The 19,681-nt window shown below is 69.5% G+C and carries 22 protein-coding genes; 6 read left to right on the forward strand and 16 right to left on the reverse strand.

The features are described 5' to 3' along the window. The first annotated feature begins 2 nt into the window (after nucleotides 1–2). Both AU194_RS18305 and AU194_RS18310 read left to right on the forward strand, forming a co-directional pair. Nucleotides 3–905 carry an HAD family phosphatase gene (locus tag AU194_RS18305; RefSeq protein WP_059090676.1) on the forward strand — a complete coding sequence of 301 codons (903 nt, stop codon included), beginning with the start codon at nucleotides 3–5 and terminating at the stop codon, nucleotides 903–905. 46 nt (nucleotides 906–951) lie between these two features. After that, the gene (locus tag AU194_RS18310) at nucleotides 952–1,485 is read left to right on the forward strand and encodes a MaoC family dehydratase N-terminal domain-containing protein (protein ID WP_059090677.1); all 534 of its coding nucleotides are present in this window, start codon (nucleotides 952–954) and stop codon (nucleotides 1,483–1,485) included. A gap of 9 nt (nucleotides 1,486–1,494) precedes the next feature. On the opposite strand, the gene AU194_RS18315 is transcribed toward AU194_RS18310, so the two are convergent. The 9 genes from AU194_RS18315 to AU194_RS18350 all read right to left on the reverse strand — a co-directional run bounded on the left by AU194_RS18315 (nucleotide 1,495) and on the right by AU194_RS18350 (nucleotide 9,008). Next, entirely contained in the window at nucleotides 1,495–2,556 is a 1,062-nt protein-coding gene (locus tag AU194_RS18315; RefSeq protein ID WP_059090678.1) for a lysophospholipid acyltransferase family protein, read from the reverse strand. A 33-nt stretch (nucleotides 2,557–2,589) separates the two neighbouring features. Further along, nucleotides 2,590–3,663 (reverse strand): SDR family oxidoreductase, encoded by a 1,074-nt coding sequence (locus tag AU194_RS18320; RefSeq protein WP_059090679.1) that lies wholly within the window; start codon nucleotides 3,661–3,663, stop codon nucleotides 2,590–2,592. Nucleotides 3,664–3,712: 49 nt separating this feature from the next. Beyond that, on the reverse strand, nucleotides 3,713–3,814 hold the full coding sequence (locus AU194_RS31310) for a 30S ribosomal protein bS22 (protein ID WP_003402602.1): 102 nt from the start codon (nucleotides 3,812–3,814) through the stop codon (nucleotides 3,713–3,715). Between the two features lie 150 nt (nucleotides 3,815–3,964). After that, nucleotides 3,965–4,222, reverse strand: a complete 258-nt coding sequence (locus tag AU194_RS18325; protein ID WP_059090680.1) for a helix-turn-helix domain-containing protein — start codon at nucleotides 4,220–4,222, stop codon at nucleotides 3,965–3,967. A gap of 138 nt (nucleotides 4,223–4,360) precedes the next feature. After that, entirely contained in the window at nucleotides 4,361–5,233 is an 873-nt protein-coding gene (gene proC / locus AU194_RS18330; protein WP_157576181.1) for a pyrroline-5-carboxylate reductase, read from the reverse strand. 46 nt (nucleotides 5,234–5,279) lie between these two features. Next, nucleotides 5,280–6,092, reverse strand: a complete 813-nt coding sequence (locus tag AU194_RS18335) for a thioesterase family protein (RefSeq protein WP_059090682.1) — start codon at nucleotides 6,090–6,092, stop codon at nucleotides 5,280–5,282. Nucleotides 6,093–6,110: 18 nt separating this feature from the next. After that, nucleotides 6,111–6,956 (reverse strand): sugar phosphate isomerase/epimerase, encoded by an 846-nt coding sequence (locus tag AU194_RS18340; protein WP_059090683.1) that lies wholly within the window; start codon nucleotides 6,954–6,956, stop codon nucleotides 6,111–6,113. A gap of 7 nt (nucleotides 6,957–6,963) precedes the next feature. Then, nucleotides 6,964–7,941, reverse strand: coding sequence for a hypothetical protein (locus AU194_RS18345; protein WP_059090684.1), 978 nt, complete (start codon nucleotides 7,939–7,941; stop codon nucleotides 6,964–6,966). Continuing rightward, on the reverse strand, nucleotides 7,938–9,008 hold the full coding sequence (locus AU194_RS18350; protein WP_059090685.1) for a Ppx/GppA phosphatase family protein: 1,071 nt from the start codon (nucleotides 9,006–9,008) through the stop codon (nucleotides 7,938–7,940). The genes AU194_RS18345 and AU194_RS18350 overlap by 4 nt, the downstream gene beginning before the upstream one ends. A gap of 64 nt (nucleotides 9,009–9,072) precedes the next feature. On the opposite strand from AU194_RS18350, the gene AU194_RS18355 reads away from it, so the two are divergent. Further along, on the forward strand, nucleotides 9,073–9,849 hold the full coding sequence (locus AU194_RS18355) for a hypothetical protein (protein WP_157576184.1): 777 nt from the start codon (nucleotides 9,073–9,075) through the stop codon (nucleotides 9,847–9,849). 5 nt (nucleotides 9,850–9,854) lie between these two features. Further along, nucleotides 9,855–10,142 (forward strand): YciI family protein, encoded by a 288-nt coding sequence (locus AU194_RS18360; RefSeq protein ID WP_059090731.1) that lies wholly within the window; start codon nucleotides 9,855–9,857, stop codon nucleotides 10,140–10,142. On the opposite strand, the gene regX is transcribed toward AU194_RS18360, so the two are convergent. The 6 genes from regX to AU194_RS18390 form a co-directional block, all read right to left on the reverse strand. Next, complete coding sequence (gene regX / locus AU194_RS18365; protein ID WP_059090687.1) at nucleotides 10,139–10,825, reverse strand: two-component sensory transduction protein RegX; 687 nt, start codon at nucleotides 10,823–10,825, stop codon at nucleotides 10,139–10,141. The two genes, AU194_RS18360 and regX, sit on opposite strands and share 4 nt — an antisense overlap. Before the next feature lie 15 nt (nucleotides 10,826–10,840). Next, on the reverse strand, nucleotides 10,841–12,016 hold the full coding sequence (locus AU194_RS18370) for a cell wall metabolism sensor histidine kinase WalK (protein WP_059090688.1): 1,176 nt from the start codon (nucleotides 12,014–12,016) through the stop codon (nucleotides 10,841–10,843). 128 nt (nucleotides 12,017–12,144) lie between these two features. After that, nucleotides 12,145–12,891, reverse strand: a complete 747-nt coding sequence (locus AU194_RS18375) for a phosphoglyceromutase (RefSeq protein ID WP_059090689.1) — start codon at nucleotides 12,889–12,891, stop codon at nucleotides 12,145–12,147. 34 nt (nucleotides 12,892–12,925) lie between these two features. After that, the gene (locus tag AU194_RS18380) at nucleotides 12,926–13,453 is read right to left on the reverse strand and encodes a YbjN domain-containing protein (RefSeq protein WP_059090690.1); all 528 of its coding nucleotides are present in this window, start codon (nucleotides 13,451–13,453) and stop codon (nucleotides 12,926–12,928) included. Then, nucleotides 13,450–14,766 (reverse strand): D-inositol-3-phosphate glycosyltransferase, encoded by a 1,317-nt coding sequence (gene mshA, locus AU194_RS18385; RefSeq protein WP_059090691.1) that lies wholly within the window; start codon nucleotides 14,764–14,766, stop codon nucleotides 13,450–13,452. Before mshA ends, AU194_RS18380 begins: the two co-directional genes overlap by 4 nt. A gap of 23 nt (nucleotides 14,767–14,789) precedes the next feature. Then, a complete protein-coding gene (locus tag AU194_RS18390; protein ID WP_231743461.1) occupies nucleotides 14,790–16,046 on the reverse strand; it encodes an ROK family protein in 1,257 nt (418 codons plus the stop codon). Between the two features lie 235 nt (nucleotides 16,047–16,281). On the opposite strand from AU194_RS18390, the gene AU194_RS18395 reads away from it, so the two are divergent. Further along, a complete protein-coding gene (locus AU194_RS18395; protein ID WP_059090693.1) occupies nucleotides 16,282–17,037 on the forward strand; it encodes an SDR family oxidoreductase in 756 nt (251 codons plus the stop codon). A 63-nt stretch (nucleotides 17,038–17,100) separates the two neighbouring features. Here the strand turns inward: AU194_RS18395 and AU194_RS18400 are convergent, their stop codons facing one another. Beyond that, a complete protein-coding gene (locus tag AU194_RS18400; RefSeq protein WP_059090694.1) occupies nucleotides 17,101–18,132 on the reverse strand; it encodes a hypothetical protein in 1,032 nt (343 codons plus the stop codon). Between the two features lie 175 nt (nucleotides 18,133–18,307). Between AU194_RS18400 and gabT the strand changes: the two genes are divergently transcribed. Further along, nucleotides 18,308–19,669 (forward strand): 4-aminobutyrate--2-oxoglutarate transaminase, encoded by a 1,362-nt coding sequence (gene gabT / locus AU194_RS18405; protein WP_059090695.1) that lies wholly within the window; start codon nucleotides 18,308–18,310, stop codon nucleotides 19,667–19,669. Nucleotides 19,670–19,681: the final 12 nt, after the last annotated feature.

Consider the following 19,681-nt stretch of genomic DNA (forward strand, 5'->3'; position numbering starts at 1 on the left):
CCGTGTCCGAAACCGGGGGTACGCACGCCGCGCGGCAACAGATCGCCGGGGACGCCAGCGCGGCGGCCGCCGTCACCGATCTGGCGACCGACCCCGTCCCCGCGCCGCCCGCACCCCCTCCCGATCTGACCGCAGCGGCGTTCTTCGACGTCGACAACACGTTGGTGCACGGGTCGTCGCTGGTGCACTTCGCCCGCGGCCTGGCCGCCCGCAAGTACTTCACCTACAGCGACGTCATGGGCTTCCTCTACGCCCAGGCGAAGTTCCAGCTCACGGGCCGGGAGAACAGCGACGACGTGGCGGCGGGCCGGACCAAGGCGCTGGCGTTCATCGAGGGCCGGTCGACCGAGGAGCTCGTCGCGCTCGGCGAGGACATCTACGACGAGATCATTGCCGACAAGATCTGGCCGGGCACCCGCGCGCTGGCGCAGATGCACCTCGACGCCGGTCAGCAGGTGTGGCTGGTGACCGCGACGCCCTACGAGCTCGCCGCGACGATCGCGCGCCGCCTCGGGTTGACCGGGGCGCTGGGCACGGTCGCCGAATCCATTGACGGGGTGTTCACCGGCCGGCTGGTCGGCGACATCCTGCACGGCACCGGCAAGGCGCACGCGGTGCGCTCGCTGGCCATCCGGGAGGGCCTCAACCTGCGCCGCTGCACCGCCTACAGCGACAGCTTCAACGACGTGCCGATGCTGTCGCTGGTCGGCACGGCGGTCGCGATCAACCCCGACGCCGCCCTGCGCAGCGTCGCGCGCGAACGCGGCTGGGAGATCCGCGACTTCCGCACCGCCCGCAAGGCCGCGCGGGTCGGGGTGCCGTCGGCGGTCGCGCTGGGCGCGCTGGGCGGGGCGCTGGCGGCCGTGGTGTCGCGCCGCCAGGAGGGCCGGACCGGGTGGCGCTGATAGGCTCGCGCCGCCAAGCACGTCGACGCGGGGAGTAAGCGAAGCCATGGCCATCGCTGAAGAGATCATCGGCACCCACTACCGGTATCCGGACTACTTCGAGGTGGACCGGGAGAAGATCCGCGAGTTCGCGCGTGCGGTCAAGGACGACCATCCGGCGCACCACTCGGAGGAGGCGGCCGAGGAGTCCGGCTACCACGCGCTGATCGCGTCGCTGACGTTCCTGGCCGTCGCGGGCCGCCGTGTGCAGGCCGAGATCTTCAAACAGTTCGACGTGCCGGTCAACATGGAGCGGATGCTGCACCGCGACCAGAAGATCACCTACCATCGGCCGATCCTGGCCGGCGACAAGCTGTTCTTCGACTCCTACCTGGACTCGGTCATCGAATCGCACGGCACGGTGGTCACCGAGGTGCGCGGCGAGGTCAGCGACGAAGCGGGCGATCCGGTGCTGACCAGCGTCGTCACCATCATCGGCGAGGCCGCCCACGACAGCGAGGCCGACGAGATCAGCGCGACGATCAAGGCCCGCCGCGACGAGGCGATCGCGCGGATGGTGTCCGGCCAGAACACCAAGTAGCGCAGGCGGTCAGCCGAAGAAGGTGTTCCGGCGGCCGGCCAGCAGCTGGTAGAGCGTGTGCTGGATGGTCTCGCGCACCTGATCGGTCAGTTCGAACGTGACCATCGGATCGTCGGCGGCGGACTCGTCGTACCCCTCGGTGGAGATCGGCTCCCCGAACTGGATGTGCCACTTCGACGGCAGCGGCACCAGCCCCAGCGGTCCGGCCGCCGGGAACAGCGGGGTGATCGGGAAGTACGGCAGGCCGAGCAGCCGCGCCATCAACTTCACGTCGGCGACCATCGGGTAGATCTCCTCGGAGCCGACGATCGAGCACGGCACGATCGGCGCCCCGGTGCGCAGCGCCGCCGAGACGAACCCGCCGCGGCCGAAGCGCTGCAGCTTGTATCGGTCCTTGAACTGTTTGCCCAGACCCTTGTAGCCCTCGGGGAACACCGCGGTCAGCTCCCCGGCCGCGAGCAGCCGATGGGCATCAGAGGTGCAGGCCATGGTGTGGCCGGCCTTGCGCGCGGCCTGTCCGACCATCGGCAGGTCGAAGACCAGGTCGGCGGCGAGCAGGCGCAGATCGCGGTGGGCGGCGTGGTGGTCCTTGACCGCCACCGAGGCCATCAGCCCGTCGAACGGGAGTACGCCTGCGTGATTGGCCACGATGAGCGCGGCGCCCTCGGCCGGCAGGTGCTCGACACCGCTGACCTCGACGCGGAACCAGGAGTTGAACAGCACCCGCAGCAGCGGCAGGAACACCGCGCTGTTCAGGTGGGAGTCGAAGCCGAATTCGTCGACGGTGTAGTCACCGGTCATCCGTTTGCGGACGAAGTCGGCGACGGCGCTGATCCGCTTGGCGAGTTCGGTGGGCGGCTCCTCTACCGGGGCGCCACCGAAACCGGGCCGGTGCTGGTCGATCTCGCGGACCACCGCGGCGATCTGCTCGGCCGACGCACGGCTACCGGGGTCCGACAGCAGGGACGGGTGCCGTCGCGCGCTGTCGGCGCGCTGGGCCGCCCGCCTCGCCGCGTTTCGCCCCGAATTCCCGTACAGCGGGATGACTTTGGCCTTCGACTCACCCGACACGTACTCTTCACCCCACCGATCCGTCAGTTTGCTCTAACGTCCCCACCGCTGCGCAACGGCCACGGCACGATCCTCGATGCTCCGCACCATCCGTGGATCGACTATCGGCGTCAATCCACGTCCACGCACGTAGTCGTCAAAGGCTTCCGCCGTGGTCCACTTCGGGTTGTAACCGAGGACGTCACGCATACGCGTGGTGTCCATGACCCGGCCATAACTCAAGTAGTTCAACTGCTCGCGATCGAGCTCAGTGTATCGGGTCGCGCGCAGTAATGAGTCGACGAGCGCCAGACCGGACCTCGGCACCGGCAGCGCCACCCGGCCCGAACGCCGAATCGCCTGACTCATCATGATGATTCCGGCGGCGCCGATGTTGAAGGTGCCCGCTTTGCCCGCGATCGTCGCCCGCTCGAGCGCACCGAGGGCGTCCTGCTCGTGCAGCAGCTGCAGCCGGGCGTCCTGACCCAGCACGGTGGGCACCACCGGACCGGCCAGATACCGCGACAGCGCGGTGTCCATGCCGGGCCCGATCATGTTGGCCAGCCGCAGGATTGTCACCGAGATGTCAGGTCTGCGCCTGCCGAGGCCGCGCGCGTAACCCTCGATGTCGATGCTGTCGCGGGCGAAACCCTCCCGAGGCGGCCTGCGCGCATCCGTGTCCTCGGTGAACATCACCGGATCACGCGGACTCGACCCGTAGACCTCCGAGGTGGACTTGAGGACCACCCGGCGCACCGACGGCGCCTTCTGGCACGCCGCGAACAACTGGATCGCACCCATCACGTTGAGCTCTTTCAACGTGGCGCGGCCACCCGCGCGCGGTGCGTACGACGCCGCGGCAGCGTGCACCACGGTGTCGACGTCCCCATTGCGAATCACCTTGGCGATGAACGGGTTCCGGATGTCCGCGCGGACGAACTCGGCGCGGCCCATGCGGCGCAGCAGATCCTTGCTCGGTGCGACCGCGTCGACCGCGATCACATGGTTGATCAAGGGGTTCTGCGCCAACCGCGCAGTCAGATACCCGCCGAGAAACCGGCACGCCCCGGTGACCAGGACCACCTTCGGGTACGAACCGACGTCGCCCGAGGTGCTCGAATCCACCACGTCAGCCTAACGGCTGCGGCTGAGAGCCACCTGGGCGACGGCGGACGAACTACTTGCCGAGTTTTCTGCGCTGCACCCGTGTACGACGAAGCAGCTTGCGGTGCTTCTTCTTCGACATGCGCTTACGACGCTTCTTGATGACTGAACCCATGTACTCCGCTACCTACGTTTTCCTCGGTCCGACCCGGGTCCCGACCCGGAGATCGGCCCGACGTCAGAGTGACGTCCAACCCGGACACCTTACCCAAGGGGCCGAGGTGAACGAAAACGTCGGGGTGCCACCGTCCCGCTGCGCGGCGTCTCAGCCCGCGTCGAAGTACGAACTCTCCAGCATGTCGTGGACGGCCTTGGCATGCACCCGGAACGACCGGCCCACCCGCACCGCGGGCAGTTCACCGTTGTGCACCAGGCGGTACACCGTCATCTTGCTGACCCTCATCAGGCTCGCCACTTCGGCGACCGTGAGGAATTGAGCTCGTGGCTGTTGGCCGTCGGCATTGGCACCGTCCCGCTTACCGCCAGCCGAATCACGCGCCGATGGCCCGTTCATAGACGTCATCGCAACCCAATCCATCAGGCGCGGGCAGTCCCAGCGGCTTCCCCACCGCTGGCACCGACCCGTGCATACACGAGGAGAATAGCGTGGCGGGTGGGGTTACTGCGACGGGTGTGGGTTAATCCATCGGAATTCGATGAACTACTCGGATGTAATTCCTAGCTGCTCAGAGCGGGTTTTAGCCGCCTCCACCGCATTCGCCACCGCCGCCCGCAAACCACCGCGTTCGAGTTCCCGCAGTCCAGCAGCGGTGGTACCGGCCGGTGAGGTAACCGTAGCGCGAAGTTGGGCCGCGGTGGTGTCCATTGACGTTCCCATTGCCGCATCGCCCGCCGGCTGGGCCTCGTCGAGGCGCTCGAGCAACATCGCCGCCGAACCCGCCATCGTCTGCACCACGAGATCGGTGGCGACCGGACGCGACAGCCCGCTCGCCACGGCCGCGTCGACCAACGCCTCGACCATCAGGAAGAAATAGGCGGGCCCCGACCCCGACACCGCGGTGACCGCGTCCAGCTGCGACTCCGGCACGGTCAGCACCCCGCCGACCGCGTCGAAGATCGACGAGACCTCCTTGAGGTGCTCGGCCGTCGCGAACCGGCCCGCCGCCAGCGCGCTGACGCCGCCACCGACCACGACCGGCGCGTTCGGCATGGCCCGGATCACCGGGGCGCCCGCGGGCAGCTTGTTCTCGTAGTAGGCGGTGGGCACGCCTGCCGCGACCGTCACGAAGACCTGCTCGGCGGTGTCGGTCTCGGCGTTGGCGGCGGCCTCGGCGATGTCGTCGATGACGTTCTCCACGTCGGCGGGTTTCACCGCGACGATCACGTAGTCGGCGTTGTCGGTGGCCTCGACGACCGACGTCACCAGCACCGAATGCTTGTCGGCGAGGAATCTGGCGCGCTCGGGATACTTCTCGGCCACCACGAGATCCTTGACCTGCCTGCCCGCGCGGAGCAGTCCGGACAGGAGTGCCTCGCCCATACTTCCGCCGCCGATGATCGCGATTCTGGCCATGCGCAAGAGCATGGCATGCCCCGCGTTGTGACCGGCATCCGACGCGTCACTGCGCGGCGGGCACCAACGCCAACTGTCGGCTCTGGACGATGATGCGGCCCTCGCAGTCGACGACGACGTGATCCTCGTCGAACCACTCCTGCCCGATCTGGGTCGTCGTGCAGATCACCCGCAGCCAGCCGTCGGCCGGACGGGCCCTCAGATAGGCCGTCAGCTGCACCGTGGGCGCCCAGCCGAACCGGTCGACCCCGAACGTCACCGGAGCCGACACATCGCCGCACAGGAGCGCGAACAGGACGTCGGGGGCGTCCTCGCGGGGACGCACCCAGTACTCGATCACCGGCGGGCCGCCGTCGGAGCGCGGCGCCATCGTCGTCAGCGACGGCCGGATGTCGCAGCCGTGCGCGAGGTGCACGATGTCGGCCATGTGGTGCCCCGGCCCGATCGGGCTCAGCCCCGGCGGGGGCTCGGGGGTCATCAGCGGGACAACGGGGTTGGCCGACAGCAGCGGCGGGACGTCGTGTTCGGGCTCGCCGAGGGTGATCGCCGCGCGCACGGCCGTGCGGTCGCCCTGGTTGAGCTCCACATCGATCAGGCTGACCCGGCGGCCACGCTTGCGCACGGTCGTGACCACGCGCATCTCCCCCGGATCCGGCGCCCACAGGAAATTCGCCGACACCGCGATCGGTTCGACGCCCTCGCCGTGTTCGGTGCGGGCGGCGTTGGCACACAGCGCGAGCATCGCGCCGCCGTGCACCTTGGGCCCGATCGTCCAGTGCTCGTTGAGCTCACCGCCGTAGACGCCGTCGCCCAGCGCGGTCAGCGCCATCGCATCGGTGAACCGGGTCGAACCGGACATGTGGAGATCCTCTTTCGGTCAGCGCAACAGGTGTTGCCGGGCGTACTGCAGCGATTCGCGTAGCAGCGCTTCGCGCTCGCCCGCGGTACGCGCCCCGGACGTGGTGACCTCGAGGATCACATGCCCGCTGAAATCACCGCCCGCCAGCATCTGGCACACCTCGGCGGTGGGCTGGGTGCCACGACCCGGCACGAGGTGTTCGTCGGTGGACGCGCCGCTGCCGTCGGCCAGATGCAGGTGCACCAGACCGTCACCCATCCGCTGCGCCATGTCGACGGCGTCGGTGCCCGCGGTCGCGGTGTGGGACAGGTCGAGGGTGTAGTGCGCGTGGTTGCCGTCGAGCGGGTCGTAGGACGGCGCGAACGCCGAGATCCCGGGGCCGGGTCGGCCGCCGCGTTTACGCATGCGCTCGATGGACGTCTGGCCTGCGCCGAAGAACCGGTCGGCGCGGAACGGGAACATGTTCTCCACCGCGACCATCACGTCGCTGCCCGCCTCGAGTGCGGCGACCTGCTCGCTGAACCCCTCGGCGTAGCGGCGCTGCCAGCGGAACGGCGGGTGCACGACGACGGTCTGCGCGCCCAGCTCCTCGGCGGCGCGCACGCTGCGGTCGAGTTTGGCGATCGGGTCGGCGCCCCACACCCGCTGCGAGATCAGCAGGCACGGCGCATGCACCGACAGCACGGGCACCCCGTAGCGCCGGGACAGGTCGGCGACTGCCGCGATGTCCTGGCTGACGGACTCGGCCCACACCATGAGCTCGACGCCGTCGTAGCCGAGCTTGGCGGCGTACTCGAACGCGGCCTCGGTCCTCAGCGGATAGACCGAGGCCGTGGACAGACCGACCTTGATCGCGGGGCGCACCAGGTGACTAGCCGGACTGCAGCAACGCCAGCGGCCCCAGCGTGACCAGCGCGCCGACGGCCACGGCGATCAGCGTGCTGCCGATGTCCTCGGTTTTGCGGACCACCCGGACCCCGACGACCAGCCCGAGGATCACCAGCACCGACAGCACGAGCGCGACGATGTTGTTCCACTTCCACAGCTGGTCGAACGCGATGAACAGACCCGCGCCGAACGCGACCGCGATGACGCACTGCCCGACGATCCACGCGCCGCGCAGGAACGCCGACATGCGGCCGGCGGGCTCGGCGTCGACGTCCGGCTCGTCCTCGAGGTCGCGGTCCTCGAGGAGATCCTCGTCGTCGGCCTCGTCGAGTTCGTGCTCGAGTTCGACGGGGTCCGCACCGCCGCGGCGGGCGAGATCGTCGGCGACGGTGCCGCCGCCGAACAGCGGACCGGCCGACGAGCGCAGGTAGGACGGCAGTTCGTCGTCCTCGTCGCGGGCGTCGTCGGCGTCGGCTTCGAGCAGGTCCGTCGCTTCGCGGTCGTCCGCGTAGTCGTCGTGCAGGGGGTCCGGGCTCATCTGGTCGGCGCCCGCGAAATCTTCGGGCCCCTCGTCTGCCGGCTCCTCGTCTGCCGGATCCTCGTCGACGGATTCCTCGCCGAGTTCGGCCGTCTCCTCGACGGGTTCTTCTTCGACGACGACGTCCTCGACCGGCTCGTCCTCGACCTCTTCGACGACCGGTTCTTCGAGGGTGGCCTCGGCGACCTCTTCGGGCACGGCCTCCGGCACGGACCCGTTGACCGGGGTCTCTGCGGTCTCGTCACGTGGCTTGTCGGTGATGACCGGGATCTCCCCGGTCAGCTCGGCGACGGTCACCGCGTCGGCGTTGCCGCGACGGCGCCTGCGCCTGCCGCCCACCGGGGGCGCACCGATGGTGCCGTTGCGCGCGAGCAACTCGGCGACCGAGATCGGCCGGGTGGAGCTGTTATCTGGTTCTGTCATCGTGTGTTGCCTTTAGTGGCAGTTGGGCTCAGGGCCTTGCGTCCAGCATCCCGCACCGGACTCTGACCCGCGGCGAGATCGTCCACACTGCTCACCCGGGTGAGCGAGTCGGCCCCGCCGTCCCCGACGAACGGACTCCCGTCGGCCTCACTGTCGAGTTTCCGCAGGATGAGACCCTCCCGCAACGCCCACGGGCAGATGTCCACGGACTCGATGCCCAGCGCCCGCATACTCGCCTCAGCCACCAACGCTCCGGCCACGATCTGTGGCGCGCGCTCGGCACTCACCCCTTCCAATTCCGCTCGGTCAGCCGCGGTCATCCTAGAGATGAAAGCTATGAGCTGCCGCAACCCGGTCGCCGTCAGCGTCCGTTTGACTCGCGGCCCGGCCCCCGACGGCGCCGCTCCGGTGAGCCGCGCGAGGCTGCGGAACGTCTTCGACGTGGCGACGGCCAGGTCCGGGTCACCCGCCTCGAGCAGGGCGGCGCTGGCATCTGAGAGCTCGGTGGCCAGCCAGTCGCGCAGCATCGCGACCCGGCGCCGGCCGGGTGGATCGTCAGGCAGCCATTCACGGGTCAACCGGCCCGCGCCCAAAGGCAGCGACAGCGCCACCTCGGGTTCCTCGTCGACGCCATTGGACAGCTCCAGCGAACCGCCGCCGATGTCGATGTTGATGATGCGGCCCGCGCTCCAGCCGTACCAACGCCGCACGGCCAAAAAGGTCAGCCGCGACTCGTCGACCCCGGCGAGCACCCGCAGCCGCACGCCGGTCTCGGCGAGCACCCGCGCCAGCACGTCCTCGGAGTTGGTGGCGTCGCGCACCGCGGAGGTGGCAAACGCCATCAACTCCGCACAACCCGAACTGGTCGCGATCTTGGCGAATTCGTCGACGGTCTCGACGAGCCGGTCGGCGCCCTTGCGGGTGAGCTTGCCGGAGTCGTCGATCGCCTCGGCCAGCCGCAGCGAGGCCTTGGTGGAGCTCATCGGGGTCGGATGGCCGCCCCGTCGCGCATCCACCACAAGCAGATGGACGGTATTGCTGCCCACGTCGAGCACGCCCAGTCGCACGGTTCCAACCTAGACCGTCGGCTCCGAGGGCCTTCGCGCCGACACCCGGGTAGCGTTTGCAGTTGTGATGCCAGTCCATCCCGGTGAGGTCGAACTCGACTTCGCCCGCGAGTGGGTCGAGTTCTACGACCCGGACAACCCCGAACACCTGGTCGCCGCGGATCTGACGTGGCTGCTGTCGAGGTGGACCTGTGTCTTCGGCACCCCGGCGTGTCAGGGCACGGTCGAGGGCAGACCCGACGACGGGTGCTGTTCGCACGGGGCGTTCATGTCCGACGACGACGACATCGCCCGCCTCGACGACGCGGTCAAGACCCTGACCGACGAGGACTGGCAGTTCCGCGAGAAGGGGCTCGGCAAGAAGGGCTACCTCGAGATGGACGAGTACGACGACAAGCCCAATCTGCGCACGCGAAAGTACAAGGGTGCGTGCATCTTCCTGAACCGCCCCGGATTCTCCGGTGGGATCGGCTGCGCCCTGCACAGCAAGGCCCTCAAACTCGGCGTCGAACCGCTGACGATGAAGCCGGACGTCTGCTGGCAGCTGCCGATCCGCCGCACCCAGGAGTGGGTGGAGCGGCCGGACGGAACCGAGATCCTCAAGACCACGATCACCGAGTACGACCGCCGCGGCTGGGGCGAGGGCGGCGCGGATCTGCACTGGTACTGCACCGGCGATCCGAACGCGCACGTCGGCGCGCGGCAGGTTTACGAGTCCTACGGACCCGAGCTGACCGAACTGCTCGGCGAGAAGGCGTACGCGGAACTGGCCGCGATGTGCCGGCGGCGCAGCGGACTCGGGCTGATCGCGGTGCACCCGGCGACCAGGGCCGCGCAGTGAGCGGGCTGTTCCTGTTCAAACTCGTCCCGCCGCGGGCGGACTTCGCGCAGACGATGACCGCCGACGAACAGCAGGCGATGAGCGGACACCAGGACTACTGGCGCGACCTGCTCGAGGCGGGCAGGGTCGTGGTCTACGGTCCGGTCGCCGACCCCGAGGGTGTGTGGGGGCTCGGGGTGCTGCGCGCCGCCGACCGCGCCGAGGTGCTCGAGATCGGGCGGCGCGACCCGTCGGTACTCGCCGGCGTCAACACCTTCGAGGTGTTCGAGATCCTCGGCGGCACAACAGGTTAGGCCTCGAGCTTGTATCCGAGCCCACGCACCGTCACCAGGTGCACCGGGTTCGCCGGATCCGCCTCGATCTTCGACCGCAACCGTTTCACGTGCACGTCAAGGGTTTTGGTGTCACCGACGTAGTCGGCGCCCCACACGCGGTCGATGAGCTGGCCGCGCGTCAGCACCCGCCCGCTGTTGCGCATCAGGTATTCGAGGAGATCGAACTCCTTGAGCGGCAACGTGATCGACTCACCGTTGACACTCACCACATGTCGCTCGACGTCCATCCGCACCGGCCCGGCCTCGAGCACCCCGTCGGGGACCCCGGAGTCGTCGACGTCGGCGCCGCGGCGTAGCACCGCGCGGATCCGCGCGATCAGCTCGCGCGCCGAATACGGTTTGGTCACATAGTCGTCGGCGCCGAGTTCGAGCCCGACCACCTTGTCGATCTCACTGTCGCGGGCGGTCACCATTATCACCGGAACCGCCGAGCGGGCGCGCAGCTGTTTGCACACATCGGTGCCGCTCATCCCGGGCAGCATCAGGTCCAGCAGCACGATATCGGCTCCCGCGCGGTCGAATTCGGCCAGCGCCGAGGGTCCGTCGGCCACCACGGTGGTCTCGAACCCCTCTTTCCGCAGCAGGAACGCCAGCGGATCGGCCAAGGACTCCTCGTCCTCCACGATCAACACACTGGTCATCGGTCTCGCGTCCTCCTAGTCATTCGGTTCATCCTCGGGGTCCTCGGATGTGGGGTAGGCGGGGACCGACAGCGTGAACGTCGACCCGGTGCCTGGTTGACTCCACAGCCGGATGGCGCCGTTGTGGTTGGCGGCGACGTGTTTGACGATCGCCAGGCCCAGCCCGGTGCCGCCGGTCGCGCGGGAGCGGGCCTTGTCGACCCGGAAGAAGCGTTCGAAGACCCGTTCCTGGTCTTCCTTGTCGATGCCGATCCCGCGGTCGGTCACCGAGATCTCGATGTGGTCGCCGCGGCGGCGCCGGCTCACCGACACCGGGGTGCCGCGCGGGGAGTAGGCGATCGCGTTGGACACCAGATTCGCCAGCGCGGCCACCAGCAGCGGCTGGTCCCCGAGCACCTGGTAGCCGGTGGGCGCGTCGGTGGTGATCTCGATGTCGGCGTTCTCGGCGGCCACCTTGTGCCGCGACAGCGCCTCGGAGACCACGGTGTCGACGTCGACCATGCCGAGGTCGGGCAGCCGTTCGCCGCCCTGCAGCCGGGACAATTCGATCAGCTCGCCGATCATGTCGGCCAGCCGGTGCGCCTCGGCGACCATCTTCTCGGCGAAGTGGCGCACGGTCTCGGGGTCGTCGGCCGAGGCCAGCAGCGCTTCGGCGAGCAGACCCAGTGCGCCGACCGGGGTCTTGAGCTCGTGGCTGACGTTGGCCACGAAATCCCTGCGGGTGGCCTCCATGCGCGCGTACTCGGAGTGGTCGTCGACGTAGACGACCGCGAAGCGGCGGTCCTCGCGGCTCAGCAGCCGCACCGCGCCGCGCACCGACAGGCCCTCGCGGCCGGGGTGGGCGACCTTGCGCGGGGTCAGGTCGACCTGGACGTCTTCACCGGTGCGCAGCGTGCGCTGCGCGGCCTCCCAGACCCGGTCGTCGAGCAGCCGGTCCCGGATCAGGCCGAGTTCCTCCGCGCGCGTGTTGCTGTAGACCACGTCACGGAATTTGTCGACGACGGCGATCCCGACCGGCGACGCCGAGACGATGCTGGCCAGCATCTGCGACACCGTGATCCCGGCGGACTCCGCGGCGCGTCGGCGCCTGCGCTCGACCACCCGTGGGGTGAGCGCGACGCCGATGCCCACGCCCAATAACAGCGTGAGTAGCGCCACGACTGCGGTCAGCAGTGCGGATGCCACACTCACGCCGTAATCGTAGGCATCGGGTGAACGTCATCCCAGCAGCGTGCGGCCGAATCGAGACAAGTCACACCTCGAATCGCAGGAGTTCGGCCGCCGTTCACCGGCTGTTCGCCCAGCGCCGCGCTCGGGTCCTACTTCGCGCCCTGCGAGGCCACCGCCGCGGCGCCCGCGGCCGCCGCCTCCGGATCGAGGTAGGTTCCGCCGATCACCTGCGGCTTGAGGTCCGAGTCGAGGTCGTAGCGCAGCGGGATGCCGGTCGGGATGTTCAGGCCGACGACGTCGTCGTCGGACATCCCGTCGAGGTACTTCACCAGCGCGCGCAGCGAATTGCCGTGCGCGGCGATCAGCACGGTCTTGCCTGCGCGCAGATCCGGGACGATCGTTTCCTCGAAGTAGGGCACGAACCGCGCCACCACGTCGGCGAGGCATTCGGTCAGCGGTCCGCCGTCGATGTCGGCGTAGCGGGGGTCGCGGTCCTGGCTGTACTGGCTGCCTGCCTCGATGGGCGGCGGCGGGGTGTCGTAGGAGCGCCGCCACGCCATGAACTGTTCCTCGCCGTACTTCTCCTTGGTCTCGGCCTTGTTCAGGCCTTGCAGCGCGCCGTAGTGGCGTTCGTTGAGACGCCAGTCGCGGTGCACGGGGATCCAGTGCCGGTCGGCCTTGTCCAGCGCGATGTTGGCGGTGTTGATGGCCCGGCGTAGCAGCGAGGTGTAGAGCACGTCGGGCAGCCGGTCCAGATCGGCCATCAGCTCCCCGGCCCGCGCGGCCTCGGCCCTGCCCTTGTCGGTGAGGTCGACGTCGACCCACCCGGTGAACAGGTTGAGCGCGTTCCATTCACTTTCGCCGTGACGGAGCAGGATCAGCGTGGAATCTCCCATGGGGTGAATCTTCTCACGGCGCCCGCGGGGAGGCTCAGTCGTCGATGAGGTGTTCGAACGCCCGCAGGTTCTTCAGCGACTCGCCCCGGGACACCCGCCACTCCCATTCCCGCTGGATCGAGGATTTGAAGCCGAGTTCGAGCAGGGTGTTGAAGTCGGAGTCGACGGCCTCGAGCACCTGGCCGAGGATGCGGTCGACCTCCTCGGGGGTGACGGAGTGCAGCGCCATCCGCCCGACGAGGTAGATGTCGCCGACGTTGTCGAGGGTGTAGGCCACCCCGTAGAGCCGCCGGTTGCGTTTGAGCAGGAACCGGTAGACGCCCTCGTGGTTCTCGTCGGGTTGGCGGCAGACGAAGGCCTCCACCCGCACCGAGTGCTCACCGATCGTCAGGATCGTGTTGGTCTTGAGGCGGCGTTCGCCGGGTAGTTCGACGACGATGCCCGCCGGTCCGCCGTGTGCGCCGTCGTGGAACGAGTACGTGAGGTCGTGTTCGTCGAGGGTGTCGACGATCGTCTGCTGAATGCTGCTGTCTGCTCTTCGCGCAAGCGGCTCATCGCTCATGCCCGGACCCCCCGCCGCCGCGCGAACCGGCGCGCGGTGCGCCGCGGCGCTTCCCCGTCGCGGGGGTGCCGCTCGCGGTAGTCGCCGATGGCGCGGCCGTAGCTGGCCAGCAGCGCGTCGACGGTGCTGTCCCACGAGAAGGTCGCCGCGTGCTCGACCGCCGCGCGCCGCATGCCCTCAGGACCGCGGGCCAGCAGCGAGTCGATGGTGTGCGCCCAGTCCCCGACGTCGTGTCCGTCGACCAGCGCGCCGGTCACCCCGTCACGCACCGCGACCGGCAGACCGCCGACCGCCGCGGCCACCACCGGGGTGCCGCAGGCCTGCGCCTCGATCGCGACCAACCCGAAAGACTCCGAGTAGCTCGGCACCGCAACGAGATCCGCGGCGCGGTACACCTGTGCAAGATCTTCGCGCGACTGCGGGGGCAGGAACGTCACCCGCTCGGACATACCCAACTCGTCGGCCAGCGCAACCAGGTTGTCCGGCGCGGCCAGACCCGAGCCCGACGGTCCACCGGCCACCAGCACCCGCACGTCGGGCAGCTTCGCCGCGGCGCGCAGCAGGATGTCGGGCGCCTTGAGTGGCTGGATGCGGCCGACGAACGCGACAACGGTCTCGCGGGCGTCCAGTCCGAGCGCGGCGCGGGCGGCGCCGCGGTCCCCGGGGGTGAAGATGTCCAGGTCGACACCGGGATGCGCGACGTCGATGCGCGACCGGTCGGCATGGTGCAGCGAAACCAGCTGTTCGGCTTCGAGTTCGGTGTTCACGATCAGCCGGTCGGCCTCGTCGACCACCTGCTGCTCCCCCACCGCGCGCAGCGGCGGTTCGGGTGAGTCCCCTTCGGCCAGTGCGGCGTTCTTGACCGCGGCCAGGGTGTGGGCGGTGTGCACCAGCGGCACGGCCCAGCGGTCGCGGGCCAGCCAGCCGACCTGACCGGACAGCCAGTAGTGCGAGTGCACGATGTCGTAGTAGCCGGGTTCGTGGGTGGCCTCGGCCCGCAGCACGCCCGCGGTGAACGCGCACAGCTGCGTCGGCAGATCGTATTTGTCGAGCCCCTCGAACGGGCCGGCCACGACGTTGCGCACCAGCACCCCGGGAGCCACCCGCACGACGGGCGGATCGGCCGAAGACGTGGCGCGCGTGAAGATCTCCACCTCGACGCCGCGGCGCGCGAGGTGCAGCGCACTCTGCAGGACGTAGACGTTCATCCCGCCGGCGTCACCGGTGCCGGGCTGCGCCAGCGGCGACGTGTGGACCGACAGCACGGCCACACGCTGGGGCGGCCTGTCGAGCTGGTCCGTTGCTAGGCGCACACACTCATGTCTACACCCCGGCGCTACGACGCCGCTTCGGGCCTGCGGGGCGCCGAGCGGCGCATCGCGGCGATCGGATCGGCGTAGAGCCCGCCCAGGGACACCACCCCGGCCCCCGCCTCCTGCACGCGGTTGCCGAACGTCGTCATGCGGATGTCGCGGGCGGGCAGCACCGAGCGCGCGGCGAACGCCGCCTCGACCAGCGGCATGGCCTCCGGGTACTCGGTGAACGCCTGACCGCCGACGACCAGATCGTCGGGGTTGAGCATGTCGCGCAGCAACGCCACCGCCTCGCCGAGCACGCGGGCGCGTTCGGCCAGCAGCGCCTGCGCGGCGGCGTTGCCCTGCCGCGCCGCGCGCAGCACCGACGCCATCGTCGAGGTGGGTCCGTCGGCGACGATGATGCGGTCCCTGCGGGCCGCGGTCAGTACCGCCTCGTCGCTGACCGTCGATTCCAGTTGGCCACTGCGCCCGAGCAATTCGGACTGCACGGGCAGCGCCGCGATGGTGCCGGGGCCGCCCGCGGGCGAGTGCACCCGGCCGTCGATCGACAGTGCGAACCCGACGGTCTCACGAGCGTAGACGTAGAGGCTGGTCGACGACGGGGCGGTCGCCGGGCGACGATTGCCGAGGAGGAGTTCGGCCCCGGCCATCGCGTCGACGTGGGAGGCCACCGACACCGGCAACCCCAGCGACTCGGCGAGCACCGGTCCGACGGGGGCCTGCAACCAGCCCAGCCGCGGGTGGTCCAGATGCCCGGTGGAGCCGTCGACGACACCGCCCGCGGCCACGCCGACCCACAGCGGACGGCGCCGGTGCCACCGGCTCAGGTATTTGCGGGCGCTCGCCGAGAGCACCGCGAGCGCGGCATCCTGCGGACCGCGCGGCGTAGGGGTCTCGACGACGTCGAGGGTCCGGCCGAACAGGTCGGTGGCCACGATGCTGGTGGTCTTGGCGCCGATGTGGATGCCGAGGGTGAGGAACGGCTCGTGGTTGACCTCGACCGGGACGCGGGGGCGGCCGATCGCGCCGGACACGGCGAGATCGGCCCGCTCACGCAGGATCTCGGCGTCGAGCAGCGCGCTGACCTGGCGGTTCACGGTGGCGATGCTCAGGCCGGTGGAGCGGGCGATGGCATCGCGGGCGATCGGTCCGCGCGCCCGGGCGGCGGCGAAGACCGAGGCGGCCGCGGCGTCGGCGACTTTCAGCGACGGCGCGACGACGCGGCGCTGGTGGTTGACGCGGCACGGGGCGGCGGCCAGCGGTCGCTTGGACGGCAGACGACGCACCGAGGCGGAAACGGCAGGGTCGGGAGTGAGGGTGGCACGCACAGGAATGTCCTTCGGGAGAGTCGGCGGGTGGGTCCTGGCCACACCTGCGACTCGATCGGGAAGGGGTCCCGTGGTTCGGTCAGGCGCGGCGAATCACGCGGCGACAACAACAGTGCCGCGCGTCGAAGGCCTGACCACCGGAGAACACGAGAGCGAATCTAGCACGCTGTCTAGAGTTGGGCAGATGACGAGTTCTGGAGACGACCGACGCGTCGCAGTGGTCACCGGCGCCAGCGCCGGCATCGGCGAGGCGACCGCGAGAACCCTTGCTGCGCAGGGCTTTCACGTGGTCTGCGTGGCCCGCCGGGAGGCGCCCATCCAAGCCCTCGCCGAGGAGATCGGCGGCACCGCGATTGTGGCGGACGTCACTTCCGCCGATGCGGTGTCGGCGCTATCCGACTCGCTGGAGCGCGTCGACGTGCTGGTCAACAACGCAGGCGGGGCCCGCGGACTGGAACCGATCGCCGAGGCCGACGTCGAGCACTGGAAGTGGATGTGGGAGTCCAACGTGCTGGGCACGTTGCTGGTCACCCGCGCACTGCTGCCCAAGCTGATCGCGTCCGGCGACGGGCTCATCGTCACCGTCACCTCGATCGCCGCGGTGGAGATCTACGACAACGGCGGCGGGTACACCTCGGCCAAACACGCCCAGGGGGTGCTGCACCGCACGCTGCGCAGCGAGCTGCTCGGAAAACCGGTGCGGCTCACCGAGGTCGCGCCCGGGATGGTGCAGACCGAGTTCTCCCTCAACCGGTTCGAGGGCGACGCCGAGCGCGCCGCGAAGGTGTACGAGGGCGTCACCCCGCTGGTCGCCGAGGACATCGCGGACGTGATCGGGTTCGTGGCGAGCCGCCCGTCGCACGTCGACCTGGACCTCATCGTGGTGCGGCCGCGCGATCAGGTCAGCGGCGCGTCGGGGTCCCGCTTCAACCGCCGCTGAGTGACGGGTTGTGTCACGCGCAACTCCCGAGGGCGTGACACAACCCGACGCTCGCCTCAGCCGTCAGGCACCCCGCAGGTAGGTGTGCAGCGGGAAGGCGCGGTATCGGAGACGGGCCAGCTCGTCGACGGTGATGATCCCCGGGCGCGCAGCGATCACATCCGGGATGCGGTTGACGAGCTGGGTGCAGGTGGTCAGCTGGGTCGGGACCGTGCCGTTGGAGAGCACCACATCCGGCTCACCGGAGATCTCCCACTCGTTGATGTCCCCCTCGTCGACGCCGTAGACGCGCCCCGACATCTCGAACAGGAAGCTGGGTCCCTGCTCGGTCTTGATCTCGTCGACATCGGTGATCCCTATGACACTGCCCGCGGGGACCTCGATCTGCAGTGCCTGCGAGAACATCGGGGCCGCAGCGACATCCGGACGCGTCGTCGACGTCACCGACGTCGGCGTCAACCCGGTGTCTGCGATCAACGCGTCGAGAACGTTGCGGCCGAAGGTGGGTGGACGTTCGGCGTCGCGCAGCCAGTCGTGGAACTCGGCCACCGAACAGCCGACCTGTTGGTCGCGCGCCAGCTCGGGTCCGAAGTCGTCGACGTTCCAACTCGCCCGCCCCGACACCGAATCGATGCGATGCACGGTGCCCATCAGCAGGGCGATCTGGTTCACCCAGAAGGTGTCCTGGAAGCCGGTGCCCGTCAGCGTCACCCCGGTCCGCTTGGCCGCCGCGTCGAGTTCCTCGGCGAGACCGGGCGAGGTGTTCCAGGGATAGAGCATCTCCTCGGACAACGTGACCGCGTTGACGCCGTGTTCGGCGCAGATGCGTAGTTGCTCCACGGCATCCGCCAGGTAGCTGTTGACCGCGATGACGGCCACGTCCGGCGACGTCCGGCGAAACACCTCGGCCGCATCCCCACTGACGGCGACGCCGAGTTCGCGGCCGAGGCCGGCGACCTCGCCGAGATCGCGGCCGACCTTGGCTTCGCTGCGCGCGATGGCCCCGACCACCTCCACCCCCTTGTCGAGCAGCATGCGCGTCGCGATCGAGTTCATCGCGCCGACTCCGTAAACGACCGCCTTGATCGGGCCCATGGGTCCCCTTCTGGTAGGTGCAACGCCGCCAATGCCCCCACAGTCTGAGCCACCACGACCGATCTTGATATCGCCGGAATGGACAGTCGAAGGCGAGAGATTGTCCGGTTGGGCCATAGGATGGCCACGCCCGTCGTTCCTACGCTGGCGCTCACACGACGGAAGGACGAACGAGATGACCGTGCTCGACGAGACCGCGGTGGGCGGCCCGCAGCTGAGCCAGCACCGGCGGCTGGTGACCGAGGTCCCCGGGCCCCGCTCCCGCGAACTGGCCGAGCGGCGCCAGGCCGCCCTGCCCGCCGGGCTGACCAGCGGTGCCCCGGTCTACGCGGCGTCGGCGGGCGGCGGTGTGCTGGTCGACGTCGACGGCAACTCGTTCATCGACCTGGGCAGCGGTATCGCGGTCACCACGGTCGGCAACTCCGCACCGCAGGTGGTCGCCCGGGCGGCCGAGCAATTGGCCCAGTTCACCCACACGTGCTTCCTGGCCACGCCGTACGAGCCGTACCTCGAGGTGGCCGAGACGCTCAACCGGCTCACCCCCGGCGACCACGAGAAGCGCACCGCGCTGTTCTCCACCGGCGCCGAGGCGCTGGAGAATGCGGTGAAGTACGCCCGGGCCTTCACCAAGCGGCCCGCCGTCGTGGTCTTCGACCACGCCTTCCACGGCCGGTCGCTGCTCACCATGACGATGACCGCCAAGAACCAGCCCTACAAGCACGGCTTCGGCCCGTTCGCCCCCGAGGTGTACCGGGCCCCGATGGCCTACCCCTACCGCTGGCCGTCGGGACCCGACAACTGCGCGGCCGAGGCCTTCGCCCAGTTCGCCCAGCTCATCGACACCCAGATCGGCGCGGACTCCGTCGCCTGCGTCGTGGTCGAACCGATCCAGGGCGAGGGCGGGTTCATCGTGCCCGCCGACGGGTTCCTGCGCTCGGTCGCCGACTTCTGCCGCGACCGCGGGATCGTGCTGGTCGCCGACGAGGTGCAGACCGGGATCGCCCGCACCGGTACCTGGTTCGCCTGCGAACACGAGGGCATCGTGCCCGATTTGATCACCACCGCAAAGGGTTTGGCGGGCGGTATGCCGCTGGCCGCGGTGACCGGACGCGCCGACATCATGGACGCCGCCCACTCCGGCGGGATCGGCGGCACCTACGGCGGCAACCCCGTCGCGTGCGCGGCCGCCCTCGGGGTCTTCGAGGAGATCGCCGCCAACAACCTGCTCGACCGCGCCCAGCAGATCGGCGAGATCATGGTGCGCGAACTGCGCGCGATCGCCGCCACCACCGACATCATCGGCGAGATCCGTGGCCGCGGCGCCATGATCGCCGTGGAACTCGTCTCCCCCGGCGGCCACACCCCCAACCGGGACGCCGTGGCCGCGGTGAGCCGGCACTGCCTGAACAACGGCGTCCTGACCTTGACCGCGGGCACCTACGGCAACGTGCTGCGCTTCCTGCCGCCGCTGTCGATCTCCGACGAACTACTCGTCGACGCCTTCGGTGTCATCCGCGACGCCTTCGCCGCCCTCTGACCCCCCTCTCGC

The sequence above is a fragment of the Mycobacterium sp. GA-2829 genome, from assembly GCF_001499965.1.
Classification (GTDB): Bacteria; Actinomycetota; Actinomycetes; order Mycobacteriales; family Mycobacteriaceae; genus Mycobacterium.

Bases quoted from the DNA above. Each gene is read 5' to 3' on its own strand.
- proC (WP_157576181.1), bottom strand. From the start codon at position 5,233: ATGGCCAGAATCGCGATCATCGGCGGCGGAAGTATGGGCGAGGCACTC.
- AU194_RS18375 (WP_059090689.1), bottom strand. From the start codon at position 12,891: ATGGGAGATTCCACGCTGATCCTGCTCCGTCACGGCGAAAGTGAATGG.
- AU194_RS18325 (WP_059090680.1), bottom strand. From the start codon at position 4,222: ATGACGTCTATGAACGGGCCATCGGCGCGTGATTCGGCTGGCGGTAAG.
- gabT (WP_059090695.1), top strand. From the start codon at position 18,308: ATGACCGTGCTCGACGAGACCGCGGTGGGCGGCCCGCAGCTGAGCCAG.
- AU194_RS18395 (WP_059090693.1), top strand. From the start codon at position 16,282: ATGACGAGTTCTGGAGACGACCGACGCGTCGCAGTGGTCACCGGCGCC.
- AU194_RS18400 (WP_059090694.1), bottom strand. From the start codon at position 18,132: ATGGGCCCGATCAAGGCGGTCGTTTACGGAGTCGGCGCGATGAACTCG.
- regX (WP_059090687.1), bottom strand. From the start codon at position 10,825: ATGACCAGTGTGTTGATCGTGGAGGACGAGGAGTCCTTGGCCGATCCG.
- AU194_RS18335 (WP_059090682.1), bottom strand. From the start codon at position 6,092: ATGTCCGGTTCGACCCGGTTCACCGATGCGATGGCGCTGACCGCGCTG.
- AU194_RS18345 (WP_059090684.1), bottom strand. From the start codon at position 7,941: ATGACAGAACCAGATAACAGCTCCACCCGGCCGATCTCGGTCGCCGAG.
- AU194_RS18380 (WP_059090690.1), bottom strand. From the start codon at position 13,453: ATGAGCGATGAGCCGCTTGCGCGAAGAGCAGACAGCAGCATTCAGCAG.
- AU194_RS18310 (WP_059090677.1), top strand. From the start codon at position 952: ATGGCCATCGCTGAAGAGATCATCGGCACCCACTACCGGTATCCGGAC.
- AU194_RS31310 (WP_003402602.1), bottom strand. From the start codon at position 3,814: ATGGGTTCAGTCATCAAGAAGCGTCGTAAGCGCATGTCGAAGAAGAAG.